Annotated in this window: 10 protein-coding genes and 1 tRNA gene; 4 read left to right on the forward strand and 7 right to left on the reverse strand. The window is 38.9% G+C overall.

The features are described from left to right. Positions 1-271: 271 nt before the first annotated feature. Complete coding sequence (locus ACTJKN_RS10755; RefSeq protein ID WP_440824840.1) at positions 272-1,459, reverse strand: DUF1624 domain-containing protein; 1,188 nt, start codon at positions 1,457-1,459, stop codon at positions 272-274. Positions 1,460-1,747: 288 nt separating this feature from the next. Between ACTJKN_RS10755 and ACTJKN_RS10760 the strand changes: the two genes are divergently transcribed. After that, complete coding sequence (locus tag ACTJKN_RS10760) at positions 1,748-3,172, forward strand: glycoside hydrolase family 125 protein (RefSeq protein ID WP_440824842.1); 1,425 nt, start codon at positions 1,748-1,750, stop codon at positions 3,170-3,172. Positions 3,173-3,350: 178 nt separating this feature from the next. Continuing rightward, a complete protein-coding gene (locus ACTJKN_RS10765; RefSeq protein WP_440824844.1) occupies positions 3,351-3,545 on the forward strand; it encodes a hypothetical protein in 195 nt (64 codons plus the stop codon). Here the strand turns inward: ACTJKN_RS10765 and ACTJKN_RS10770 are convergent, their stop codons facing one another. Further along, on the reverse strand, positions 3,546-3,899 hold the full coding sequence (locus ACTJKN_RS10770) for a nuclear transport factor 2 family protein (protein WP_440824846.1): 354 nt from the start codon (positions 3,897-3,899) through the stop codon (positions 3,546-3,548). 171 nt (positions 3,900-4,070) lie between these two features. Further along, on the reverse strand, positions 4,071-6,338 hold the full coding sequence (locus ACTJKN_RS10775; protein ID WP_440824847.1) for a glycosyl hydrolase family 95 catalytic domain-containing protein: 2,268 nt from the start codon (positions 6,336-6,338) through the stop codon (positions 4,071-4,073). Positions 6,339-6,561: 223 nt separating this feature from the next. On the opposite strand from ACTJKN_RS10775, the gene ACTJKN_RS10780 reads away from it, so the two are divergent. After that, complete coding sequence (locus ACTJKN_RS10780; protein ID WP_440824849.1) at positions 6,562-8,715, forward strand: GH92 family glycosyl hydrolase; 2,154 nt, start codon at positions 6,562-6,564, stop codon at positions 8,713-8,715. Between the two features lie 620 nt (positions 8,716-9,335). Here ACTJKN_RS10780 and ACTJKN_RS10785 read toward each other — a convergent pair. After that, positions 9,336-9,689, reverse strand: coding sequence for a winged helix-turn-helix transcriptional regulator (locus tag ACTJKN_RS10785; protein WP_440824851.1), 354 nt, complete (start codon positions 9,687-9,689; stop codon positions 9,336-9,338). Positions 9,690-9,777: 88 nt separating this feature from the next. On the opposite strand from ACTJKN_RS10785, the gene ACTJKN_RS10790 reads away from it, so the two are divergent. Then, complete coding sequence (locus ACTJKN_RS10790; RefSeq protein ID WP_440824853.1) at positions 9,778-10,677, forward strand: PhzF family phenazine biosynthesis protein; 900 nt, start codon at positions 9,778-9,780, stop codon at positions 10,675-10,677. 114 nt (positions 10,678-10,791) lie between these two features. Here ACTJKN_RS10790 and ACTJKN_RS10795 read toward each other — a convergent pair. The 3 genes from ACTJKN_RS10795 to ACTJKN_RS10805 all read right to left on the reverse strand — a co-directional run bounded on the left by ACTJKN_RS10795 (position 10,792) and on the right by ACTJKN_RS10805 (position 12,427). Continuing rightward, a tRNA-Lys gene (locus ACTJKN_RS10795) sits at positions 10,792-10,864 on the reverse strand. 191 nt (positions 10,865-11,055) lie between these two features. Beyond that, positions 11,056-11,754: an NUDIX hydrolase gene (locus ACTJKN_RS10800; protein WP_440824855.1), complete on the reverse strand. Its 699-nt coding sequence runs from the start codon at positions 11,752-11,754 to the stop codon at positions 11,056-11,058. A gap of 1 nt (position 11,755) precedes the next feature. Further along, on the reverse strand, positions 11,756-12,427 hold the full coding sequence (locus tag ACTJKN_RS10805; protein WP_440824857.1) for an HAD family hydrolase: 672 nt from the start codon (positions 12,425-12,427) through the stop codon (positions 11,756-11,758). Positions 12,428-12,556 lie beyond the last annotated feature (129 nt).

A 12,556-nucleotide genomic window follows, 5' to 3' on the forward strand; every position in this document is an offset into this window, starting at 1 on the left:
GCTAGTAGGTTGGCTTGGGCAGTGCAGCCCGAAAAATTTGTTAGGCCGGAATGAAGTAGAACGGAGATATCGTGCTACGGCCTAGCTAGGCGGAAATACAAAATCCGCAAACCGTTTATACTTAAATGATTATAGAATAACATCAATGGTAACCTGTCGATGGCTCGTTTAAATAGGGCTTGAGATATTTCGACAGACTCGCCGTAGAAGTCCTTTTGGATAACAAGACAGCGTGTGAAGCGAAATCGCCTTTATGAATACCCTCTTGGTTTTAAACATACCTTAACCACCATTGTCGGTGTGTTTCCTTGTATCGTTTAAACCACCTGCAAGGGAGATACAAAGCAGCTACTGCGCAAAGCCATATTAAATACACGATTGGTAAACCAAAGCCAAAAGTTGCAGGCCTAAACCAAAATGGAACCTGTACAATTTCTTTGCTGCTATGTCCTGTGGCAAAAAACACTACAATTAAGAGGCTGTGTAACAGATAAAAGTGCAGTACATAATAGAAGAAGGGGACAGCACCATATACAGAAGCTATTCTGGTAAACCGATTGCTTAAGCTTTCAGTAAAAGCCAAAAATAGCATGGCCGGACCTAAAGTCATCGCGATATACTGTAAAGATGGGGGGTATTTGTTTACATTAAAAAAAGCAAGCAGGTTCTTAAAGAAATCGTGATATTCTTTTCGGGGAACAGGATCGCCGTATATATTGATCAATCTCAAAGAGATAAACACAAAGATAGTGAGCAAACCTACAATTAATAAATTGCGTTGCCGGCGATCGGCAGTATAACCTTTTTTATACCAGGCGCCAACGCCATAGCCCACAAACATCACACCCGTCCATGGGAGGATGGCATAAAATACACCGACAAAATGATTGGCCGAAAGCGGCACAACGGTGCCTGATGCCGTGAAAAATATTTTTAAGATCAAGCCGCCATTTGAATCTGCTGGTGCAGGGAATAAATTGAAAAGATTATGCCCAAAAACCAATATCAGGCCGGTTATGAGTACAGTTTTATAAGAAATGCGACTGGCCAATCCGAGGAATATCATACTGGTGCCTATGGCCCAGATCACCTGAAGAATAATAAAATTATATAATGGATTAAAGGTTAACCCGAATGTGATCACAACAATTTCGATCAGGATTAACCATAAGCCCCGTTTTAATAAAAATGAACTCGCCTGAGTTGCTGTTTTGTTCTGTGCCGATAAATAAGCAGATAATCCTGATAAGAAAACAAAGGTTGGTGCGCAGAAATGCGTAATCCAACGGGTAAAAAATAACATCCCTGTAGTCGTATCTGGATTTAGCGGATCGCCGGTCATGGCGCCAACATGAAAGAAATCTCTCGTATGGTCCATCGCCATAATGATCATCACTAATCCGCGGAGTATATCGATAGATAAAATGCGTTTAGATAGAGTACTGTTATCAGCATTCATAAGAATAGGTTTGGTTATTTAAATATAGGCATTCAAAATTATTTTTACCGGCATAATTATTACCTTTAGCTCCGTCAAAAATGTGATCTGAATCTATTTCAGTATGATGTATAAGAAAATCGATTTAGGAATAGTTTAATTGACTATAATGATTTTGATGTTCGAAAAATTATCATAATATTTGTTAAGCGCTAACCGAATAATATCTTACCATTATTACTTATCATAATCGATAATGTATAGATTTCGTTTAGTAGAAATTAAACTAAAATATCATAACACATCATAATGAAAAGAAGAACATTTATACAAAACACAGGTTTGTTAGGGGCAGGAGTTGTCGCATCGAAATTTTCTTTTGCCGCTAATCTTGCACCAGAATTTCCTGTGGTACGTGTAGCTGCTGCAAAACGACACTTTCAAAGTAAAGCTGTAGATGCTGCAATTAAAACTTTCCAGGCAAACGTTAAAAACCCCGAATTGGCCTGGCTGTTCGAAAACTGTTTTCCCAATACGTTAGATACTACGGTTTATCATTCAGAAAAAGAGGGTAGACCAGATACTTATGTAATTACCGGTGATATTGATGCGATGTGGTTGCGCGATAGCTCAGCACAGGTTTGGCCATATCTTCAGTTCGTAAACGAAGATGAAGCACTTAAAAAATTGATAGCTGGCGTAATTATCCACCAAACAAAATGTGTTTTAAAAGATCCTTATGCAAATGCTTTTTATGGCGATGCGACAAAGGTAGGTGAGTGGAAAACCGATAAAACGGCCATGCAGCCTGGTGTTCATGAGCGTAAATGGGAAATAGATTCTTTATGTTATCCAATCCGCCTGGCTTACCATTACTGGAAAAAAACAGGCGATAAAACACCTTTTGATGCCGATTGGAAAAAAGGAATTGAAGCTACTTTAAAAACATTTAAAGAACAACAACGAAAAACGGATAAAGGGCCGTATCATTTTCAACGCGAAACTACCCAGCCTACCGATTCATTACCGATGGCCGGTTATGGTTTTCCGGTAAATCCGGTCGGACTAATCTGTTCTGCTTTCCGTCCGAGTGATGATGCCACCATTTTTCCATTCCTGGTTCCTTCTAATTTCTTTGCGGTATCGAGCTTAAAGCAGGCAGCAGAAATGATTAAAGCTTTACAGCATGACCAGGCGCTGGAAAGCAGTTTGTTAAACCTGGCTGATGAAGTGAGTGCGGCGCTACAGAAACACGCTATCGTTAATCATCCAAAATATGGCAAAATTTACGCTTTTGAGGTAGATGGTTTTGGAAGTTCGTATCTGATGGACGATTCTAATGTGCCAAGCTTGTTAGGCTTACCTTATTTGGGTGCGATGAAAATTGAAGATCCGATTTATCAAAATACAAGAAAATTCGCCCTTTCTAAAGACAATCCATATTTCTTCAAGGGTACAGCTGCCGAGGGAATTGGTGGGCCACACGCTGGTCAGGATATGATCTGGCCAATGAGTATCACCATGCGTGCGTTAACCTCAAAAGATGATACCGAGATTAAAGCCTGTATCGAAATGTTACGCAAAACACATGCTGGCAAAGGTTTTATGCACGAGTCTTTCAATAAAGATAACCCTGCAAACTTTACAAGGGCTTGGTTTGCCTGGTCTAACACCTTATTTGGTGAGTTACTTTGGAGAACCTATCACGAAAAACCAGCTTTATTAAAAGCTTAATATAACCGGCCGTATTGATTGGTACTGACTGAATTGACATCAGTTCAATTCCCAATCAATACGGTTTTGTTTTATCTTTACATACATTGTATCAGAAATTGCCAATGCCCATAATGGAACAATAAGGTATCTTCAACATTTTAAAAAAAATATTCACGTTGCACTTAACTTTAACAGAATGACAATAATAAATGATCATTTGCCTACTTCTACACTTTTAGAAATTAAGGTAGGAGAGGTTATAACAGATGGAAAGGGCCAATCTGGCAGCGTTAAAAGTATTGAAATCAGTGAAACGGATGAGTTTTTAATGTTTCTTTTTCAACTGGAAGGTAGTCACATCATTGTTAGGAAGCTTAAGCAGGTGTGTTAATTATAAAATTGGTCTCGGATCGAAAATCACCTGGAACGATTTAATCTTTTCGTCTTCCAGTTTGTACCAGCCGCTTGAAAAGATTGTTTTTTCACCCATGTTGATATCGTACCAAAGGCAAACTTCTTCCTGATCTACAAATACTTTTTTAACATCGTATTTGAATTTCATTTTCTTCATGTCTCCGATGTAAATATCTGCGCCGTTTCTTTCACCCATAACACCTTTAAAAGTCATATCGTCATGTAATTGCGCTCTGGCCGTTTCAAAGTTTTCGGTGTTTAAGGCATTGATGAAATCAAGTACAACAACTTTAGCATTATGTTCAGTTAATAGTTTATCGGATGTGCTCATAACAAAATCTATTTACGATTAAACGAAAATTTGAAGAGAAATGTTTGGAAGAGAGTAATTGATTGAGTGGATGATTGAATGAGTGGATGATTGAATGACGGAATGGTTAAACAGGTTACTCCAACATTCAATCATTCAAAACTCAATCATTCAATAATTCTCTCATTTGCTTTAACCTTCAAAACTATATACTTTCCCCACCTGTGTCTTAAAACTGTATTTAAAGTCATTTCCGGATTTTTCTTCATTGGTGCCTTTAAGCTTAGGTTTTAACGCATTAGGAGATCTCACCATACAATCTTCGCCTGATAACGATTTGATTGACAGCCTTACAACTTTACCATTCTTCCACTGCAGATCGGTAATTTCGAAGTTACCCCTGGCTCTTAAACCCTGAATACTTCCTGTTGACCATTGATCGGGCAGGGCAGGTAAAAATTGCAATTCACCAGCCTGGCTTTGTAAAAGCATTTCTGAAACGCCTGCAGTGTAACCAAAATTTCCATCAATCTGGAAGGGTGGATGTGCACAGAAAAGATTGGTGTAAATGCCACCACCTTTATTGTAATCGGTACCTGAGCCACCTACTGGTGTAATAAAGTTCTGTAATATTTTGTAGGCATGATTTCCATCCTGTAGCCTGGCCCAAAAGTTAATCTTCCAGGCCATAGACCATCCTGTCGATTCGTCGCCACGTGCAGTTAAAGTTACCCTTGCGGCTTTGGCAAGTTCTGGTGTTTTAATGGTGCTGATTTCTCCCCCTGGATGCAGGCCAAACAGATGAGAAATGTGTCTATGTTGATCTTTGGGATCATCACGGTCGGTTTCCCATTCCTGTAATTGGCCCCATTTACCAATTTTAGGCTTTAATAAATGTGCTTTAAGGTCTGCAATGTAGTTTTTGTAATCACCATCAATGCCTAAAATTTCGGCTGCTTCTATATAATTGGTGAAGAGATCGTACACAATTTGCTGATCGTGCGTTACGCCATCTTCAGTTGGCCCATGCTCTGGCGACCAGCCTAATGGCGATACCAAAGTACCATCTGGTCTTCTTTTTAAGTGGTCATCCCAAAACTCAGATATTTCTTTAATAATCGGGTAGGCAAAATTCTTTAAATAATCTTTGTCCTTTGTAAAGGCATAATGCTCCCACAGTGCTTGTGCATACCACGCGCTACCAGGGGTGTTCCACAAAAAACTCATTCCCCCGAAAATATTATTTTCTGTTTTTACGGTCCAGCCACGGGTATTCGGATATTGTTTGCGTGTGGCTACAGCACTCACTTCCCGCATGCTATTAATGTAATCCAGGTATGGGAGCTGACATTCAGAAAGATTGGTCGGCTCTGCCAGCCAATAATTCATCTGGATATTGATGTTAGAATGATAATCGCTGCCCCAAGGCGGAGTATTGCTTTCGTTCCATAAACCTTGCAGGTTGGCAGGTAAACCTCCAGGTCGTGATGAACTGATCAGCAGGTATCTTCCGTATTGAAAAATTAAGGCTTCTAAGGCAGGATTAGGAGTCTTTTTATAATTGATAAGTCTTTGATAAGTTGGTAAACTGTTGTTTTTAATATCATGCTCACCTAAGTTAATCGCCAAACGGTTAAATAATTGCTGGTAATCCTGAATGTGTGCTTTTAAAAGACTTGGATATGATTTTGCTGTTGCTTGTTTTAGGATACGGTCTATCTTGGAAGCAGGTTCTTCTCCCTTCCAATTTTGGCTACGTTTGTTACTATAATTAGTAGCAGCGGTAAAGAGGACGGTTATGGCATCGGCATTTTCTATTTTTAATTTTTCGCCATCGTTGTCTTTAACGGCATGGCTGCTACCATTTTCGATTTTAACCAAAGCAGTGGCCTGATAAGGCATTCCGTTGGATAACTTACCAGTAAACTGGATGGTATTTCCATTTACGGTGATATTGCCCTGATGTGCGTTTTTAAGTCTAACCGTGCCTGAGTATGATTTTTTTTGACCAGCAGTTAACCTTAAAACCATTACTTTATCCGGAAAGCTGCAGAAATATTCACGTTTATAGCTGGTCCCATTTTGAGTGTAACTGATGGAATGCACCGCATCCGTTAGATTTAATTTCCGTGTATAATTGCTGAAATTTTGTGTTTTATTATCGAAATCAATAAATATATCTCCAAAAGCCTGGTACATACCGCGATCATTTTCATCTCCGGTCCAGAGTGTATTATCATTAAACTGAATATGTTCCTGATTAACGTCGCCGAAAATCATGCCGCCAATGCGACCGTTTCCAATGGGGTAGGCTTCTGTCATCCAGTTTTTTGCAGGTTTATCGTCCCAAAGCAATAAAGATGGTTTTTCTTTCTTTTGCGCGAAAACTGACGTGGAAAAGCTAAAGGCTGCAAATGAGATGAGCGTGCAGAGAATAGCTTGCTTGCAATTAAAAAACATGTTGGTTATTTGATTAGTGTGTAATCAAATATATAGATAATCAAACGATTGCGCTGCCCGCTAAGTAGGTGAATATATATCGATTATTGGCATACTATTCAATTATTTAAGCATCGGATAATTGCACCAGCGAAATTTTAGTTGGTAACTATTATGATATTTTAGATTGGGTTTTAATAGATTTTCTATATTTGATACAACACGCTAAAACGTTTTATGTAAAATGAAATCACTAACCAAATTGCTCACCTTAATCTTGTTTTTGAACCTTATGAGCGTATATACTGCTCAAAGTCAATCCAAAACATCTTTCACCAAATATGTAAATACTTTTATTGGTACAGCGCCCTTAACCGATCCTAAAATTTTAGGTTATGAGTTGCCACAGGGTTGGCGATCGTGGGCGGGTTTAACTTTTCCAGGTAGCTCATTGCCTAATGCTATGGTGCAATTAAGTCCGATTACCGAATTTGGGTCTGGAGCTGGCTACGAATATGAAGATGATACCATTTATGGCTTTGCACACACCAATAAAGGACATTGGAACCTGTGCAACATTCCAATTCTACCACTATCTAATGCCAACGGTAAATTCGGATCTAAATTTTCGCACAAAAATGAGGGTTCGGCACCAGGTTTTTATCAGGTTTATCTAAATGATTATGAGATAAATGTAAAGCTTACTTCAACTTTGAGGTGTGGTTTTCATCAATATGACTATAAGAATCCTACTAACAGACAGATTCTTTTCGACATGGGAAAGGCCAACAGCAGGGTTTCTACATGGAACATCGAGCAAGTTGGTACTTCTGCCATACAGGGCTTCCAAGGTGGCGAAAATGTATATTTCTACGCAACAGTAAATGCCAGGATCGAAAAACTTAATCAGACCGATGTGGGTAAACGCTCTGGCTATGCGATTATGCACCTGGCTGATGGTAGTACAGCGCCTGTGGAACTTAAAATCGGCTTATCGTTTGTAAGCACGGCTAACGCGAAAGAAAACCTGGAAAAAGAGATTGGCAGCAAAACTTTTCCGGAGATCCATAATGAAGCGACAGCAAAATGGGAAACACTTTTATCTACCATACAAGTAAAGGGTGGTACCGAAAAACAGAAGCAAATGTTATATTCGTGTTTGTACCGCTCTTTTTTGTGGCCAGCTTTGCGGAGTGATGTAAACGGGGAGTTTAAAGACGCTAAGCACAATACAGTAAAGGGTAATTTCGACTATTATACCGAACCTTCTCTTTGGGATACTTATCGCAATAAGGATGTACTGCTGGGTTTAATTACGCCTAAGGTTACCCTTGATGTAATTAAATCGATGAAAGAGGTTGGCGATAAAACAGGTTTCATCCCCACGTTTTTTCATGGCGACCATGGTGCATCTTCTATTGCAGGCGCTTATTTGAGGGGGATAGATGATTTCGATATTAAGGATACTTATCAGATTTTATTGCGTAATGCCAATGTAGATGGTGGTGCCCGTCCGTTTGTGAAAGAATATATCGAGAAGGGTTATATTTCAGATCCCGATGTTAAAAATCCACATGTTGAGACCAAAGCCAAAGCAGGCGTTTCTAAAACACTGGAATATGCTTACGATGATTATTCGCTGGCCCAAATCGCCAAAAAACTAGGTGATAGCAGCAATTACCGCACCTTGATGGCGAGATCGAAAAACTATAAAAATATGTTCGATCCGGGTACACGTTTTATGAGGGGCAGATTAGAGAATGGCGATTGGATCAAACCTTTTAATCCACAATACCCTTATTACGAATATATGTACAGGGAAGCCAACGCCTGGCAGGTTTCATTTTATGCGCCTCATGATATGAAAGGTTTAATTGAACTTTATGGTGGTGCAAAAGGGTTCGAATCTAAATTAGATTCCCTGTTCACTGTACCCTGGAATCCGAAATATATCGCTAGGAATGTTGAAACCATGATTGGTCAATACTGCCAGGGAAATCAGCCCGATCATGAAGCGCCTTTTGCATATACGTTTATCGGGAAACCAGACAAATCGCAAAAAATAATCGATAAAATCTTAAATGAGCTATATGGTATAGGGACTGATGGTTTGGCACTTTCAGGAATGGATGATGCTGGTGAAATGTCTGCCTGGTATGTGTTCAGCTCTTTAGGTTTATATCCATTCTCCGCAACAGATGCCGAATATTTGGTTACTGCTCCACTTTTTGATGAGGTAAAATGGAAAACCAGTACAGGGAAATTGTTAACGATAAGCAAGCCTGGGAAGGGAAGGGGTATCACCAACATTAAGGTTAACGGGAAAGCAAATAACGGATATTTCATCTCCCACGATCTGTTTAAAAATGGTGGTAAGGTAGAAATTGGTACTAAATAAGTTCAAAGCTTAATTCCACATTTGTAAAAAAACAAGATCCCGTTTGCCCGTTAATTTGATAATCCATCCCAAACAGCCATAATTTTAGTATATTAGGATAATCAAAAGGGATGGTAACCCAAACCAATCCATCTGATTAAAAATCCACAAAAAAAAATATTCTAAAGTCCACCTTTACGCCACATTTACCCCACGTTTAGGCCACCTTCCGGCCAGGCCTGGTAGGTACTTGCTTGCATACTGCTTCGCACTTGCTTCGGTTGAGTTATGGCACTGGTGTAGATCAGATAAGTCAAAGATTTGCGTCGCTTTAGATCAGCGTGTTAACAATAGCTAAATGAAATGTAAAGAGAAAGTTATCGTAAGGTATTGTTGGTGTAGAGCTGTGTCGGAGCAGCGCGGATAGTGAGGCGATAAAACGGCTTTGAGATTATTCAAATTATCGAGATATTTTGATGGTACTCCCGGCATTATTTCGAATACTTTTGTATCCGATTTTATCAATTGCCTGCTGTATCAATTAACCCGATCGCGAGCAGTATTGTTTTTTAGAATGTTATGTATTAAACGTTTAGCCCTTTCTTAACCGAATCGGAACTGTGGTATAATGCTTTTGAATGCTACTTTATTTTTTCACGGTGGTTTAATCCCCAATCAACCAATGTTTCGGTGACAGGGAAAACACTTAGCCCATATTCTGTCATTGCATAATTCACGGTAACAGGCCTGGTTTCCATAACCGTTCGGGTAACGAGGAGGTTTATTTCAAGTTCCCTCAACTCTTTAGACAGCATTTTTGCAGATATACCCTCAACCTCGCGCTGGATCTTCTTAAATGTGTTTTTTTCATTTATATGATTGTTAAGATATCGCATAATCCGTAGTTTCCACTTGCCGCCAAGTATTTCCAGACTATCCCGGATAGCCGCCAGCTCCTGCTCGCAGGTCGCTTCCCGTTTGATTGGTGTTTCCATATTTGATAGTTAACAGAAGGTAACCGGTAACCATTAGTTAACCGATAACAAACTTAAAGTTTTGTGTCCTAATTTTGAAATCATAAAAATGAAAACAATGAAAAAGAAAGTTGACTATTACGTATTGGATGTTTTTACGGATCAAAAATTTAAGGGAAATCAGTTGTCTGTAGTTTATATTGAGAAACAATTGGAATTGGAACAATATTATGACATCGCCAGGGAGTTTGGATATTCAGAAACTTCTTTTGTAAATTATTCGGCAGCTGAAAAAGTGTTTAGCGTAAGGTCATTTACGCCAGCGAATTTTGAGATTACCGGAGCTGGACATAATCTTTTGGGTGCAGTATGCTTGGCTATCTTAAAAAAATGGGATATTTTCCGCGAACAAAATGGACAGACTTGGGTGTTAATGGCGGGTGAAAAAATCCCCCTTAAGATCACTGAGAAGGATGGAATTCCTTATGTTGGCATGAAACAGCGGCCTGCTGAAGTTATGGTGACTGTACCTGCCAGCGCAATTGCCGAAGCCATTGGACTAGGTACTGACGATCTTACCCTTAAGGATTGGAATATCAATATTGTAAAGACAGAAGTGGGACACCTGATGGTTCCCCTAAAGAATTCGGAGTTCTTAAACAAAGCAGTATTGAGTAAAAGTCTTTTGAAAGAAGCTTCCTCCAAATTCGGATTTGAAGGTTGCTATCTTTTTACTACTGAACATGGTAAAAGTGAATTTCTTGCTGAAACACGTTTTTTTAACCCCAGTATTGGTATCGATGAAGATCCTGCTACCGGAACTGCAGCGGGGCCTTTAACCGGTTATCTTGAAAATCTTGGCTATGTGGAAAAAAACCAAAGTTATCGCATCTTACAAGGTGCTCATATTAGGAGGCCCTCCGTTATTGAGGCAGAAGTAGTGGACGATGGAATTTGGATAAGCGGATCTTCTATAATTGTAATGGAAGGTGTAATGTATTTAGATTGATTCAGACCCGGGAGCTTTTCAGTACTGATTTTCCCCTAAGTTTTATAGATAACAAATTGTCGGAAAAAAATAGGAATAAAACAAAAAAACCTCACATTTCTGTGAGGTTTCTTGTGATCCCGCTGGGATTCGAACCCAGGACCACTACATTAAAAGTGTAATGCTCTACCAGCTGAGCTACGGAATCATTTCCTTTTGTTTAAGGAGGTGCAAATATAGGGATTTATCCTTTTCTTGCAAACATTTTTTGAAAATGTTTTTAGTGTTTTTTAGTTCATGTAAATTTGGCGCTTCTAACTGGTTGATTTTAAATTTTATAGGCCCTGAAAGAATTTTAAAATTTATTTTTATTTGAGTAAAATTTTCTCAAATCATTGCCTATTCACTCGCTTTTGGGATAAAATTGAGAAAAGACTGAAACTGCGCCTTGTGTTTGTTTTTATCCAGTTTAAAATAAAAGGCCCCACGGCGCGAACTTGATTTGTCCTTGTCGGCTTGTTTAATTAACAATCCACTGGCTGTAATCTTCCGGATAAAGTTCCGGTTATCTATCGGTGAATCGTAAACCTGCTCATATAAAGCCTGCAATTGCGGTATGGTAAACCGTTTTGGTAAAAGCTCAAATAAAATAGGATGGAGGGCTGCCTGATAACGGATTTTATCCATAGCGGCCTTAACCATCATATCGTGGTCGAAAATTAATTCGGGAACTTCTTTTAGTTTAAACCACTCGGCATGGTACTGGTCATTGATCTGTTTACTGTATTTATTAATATCGATCAGTGCAAAGTAAACGACCGAAACCGTACGTTCGATAGGATCCCGATCAGGGCTACCATAAGCATGAAGTTGCTCCAGGTAAACATCGTGTAATCCTGTTAACTCCAATAAAATCCTTTTGGCCGCGCCATCAAGATCTTCACTTTCACCAATAAAACCACCCATTAAACTCCATTGATCTTTTACAGGTTCTATTGCCCTTTTTATTACCAAAAGCTTTAGCTGATCGCCGTCATAACCAAAAATAATGCAGTCTACTGCAACAAGAACAGGTTTTTGATTTAAATATTTTCCCATGTTAAAATAGCGTATTTAATTTAGCATCGTTATAATCCGTAATATAACCCAAGATATTCGGATAACCTTCAAATTCTTCGATGGTATGTGTTGTGGTTAATACAATACAAGGCATACCTGCATTTAAAGCCGATTCTACACCCTTTGGTGCATCTTCGAAAACCAGACAATCTGCCGGTCTTATATTTAATGCTGCCGCTGCCTTTAAAAAAGTTTCGGGGTCTGGCTTGCTCATTTTTACGTCATCTGCACTCACAATTGCATCCAAATAACGACGGATATTCAATCCATCTACTACAAAATCTATATTAAAAGGTATCGCAGCCGATCCGATCGCCATTGGAATGTTAGCCTCTTTTGCGCGTTCCAAAAAATGATCCAGTCCTTCAATCAGTGCTAAATGCGGCATGTAGCCTTCCTGATAGCGCTTCTCTTTATCAATAGAAAGGCGTTCTATTTCTTCGTCGTTAAATTTATCTTTTCCGAAAACGCGTTCTAAAACTTCGTGGTTTTTACCATACATTTCCTTTTTTACGTTTTCGTAATCAAGTTGAGCACCTAGATCTTCCGTCATGATGCTGTACCAGGCCAAGGTATGGTATTCCATATCGTTAATCATAGTGCCGTTCAAATCAAAAAGAAAAGCCTTTGGCTTGAAATTTAAATTATGCATATGGCTGCTAAATTATGTGATTTTTTTTACTGTTTAGAATCCTCACCGATATTATGAAAAAATAAGTATAATCGTTACTCTAACGTTAATAATTTTTTCCTACATTAGCCTTAACCAAAAATAAATCAA

This window comes from Pedobacter sp. 22163, from assembly GCF_052045595.1.
In the GTDB taxonomy this organism is placed as follows: Bacteria; Bacteroidota; Bacteroidia; order Sphingobacteriales; family Sphingobacteriaceae; genus Pedobacter.

Coding starts and splice junctions, on each gene's coding strand:
- ACTJKN_RS10760 (WP_440824842.1), top strand. CDS start 1,748: ATGAAAAGAAGAACATTTATACAAAACACAGGTTTGTTAGGGGCAGGA.
- ACTJKN_RS10785 (WP_440824851.1), bottom strand. CDS start 9,689: ATGGAAACACCAATCAAACGGGAAGCGACCTGCGAGCAGGAGCTGGCG.
- ACTJKN_RS10800 (WP_440824855.1), bottom strand. CDS start 11,754: ATGGGAAAATATTTAAATCAAAAACCTGTTCTTGTTGCAGTAGACTGC.
- ACTJKN_RS10765 (WP_440824844.1), top strand. CDS start 3,351: ATGACAATAATAAATGATCATTTGCCTACTTCTACACTTTTAGAAATT.
- ACTJKN_RS10755 (WP_440824840.1), bottom strand. CDS start 1,459: ATGAATGCTGATAACAGTACTCTATCTAAACGCATTTTATCTATCGAT.
- ACTJKN_RS10805 (WP_440824857.1), bottom strand. CDS start 12,427: ATGCATAATTTAAATTTCAAGCCAAAGGCTTTTCTTTTTGATTTGAAC.
- ACTJKN_RS10775 (WP_440824847.1), bottom strand. CDS start 6,338: ATGTTTTTTAATTGCAAGCAAGCTATTCTCTGCACGCTCATCTCATTT.
- ACTJKN_RS10790 (WP_440824853.1), top strand. CDS start 9,778: ATGAAAACAATGAAAAAGAAAGTTGACTATTACGTATTGGATGTTTTT.
- ACTJKN_RS10770 (WP_440824846.1), bottom strand. CDS start 3,899: ATGAGCACATCCGATAAACTATTAACTGAACATAATGCTAAAGTTGTT.
- ACTJKN_RS10780 (WP_440824849.1), top strand. CDS start 6,562: ATGAAATCACTAACCAAATTGCTCACCTTAATCTTGTTTTTGAACCTT.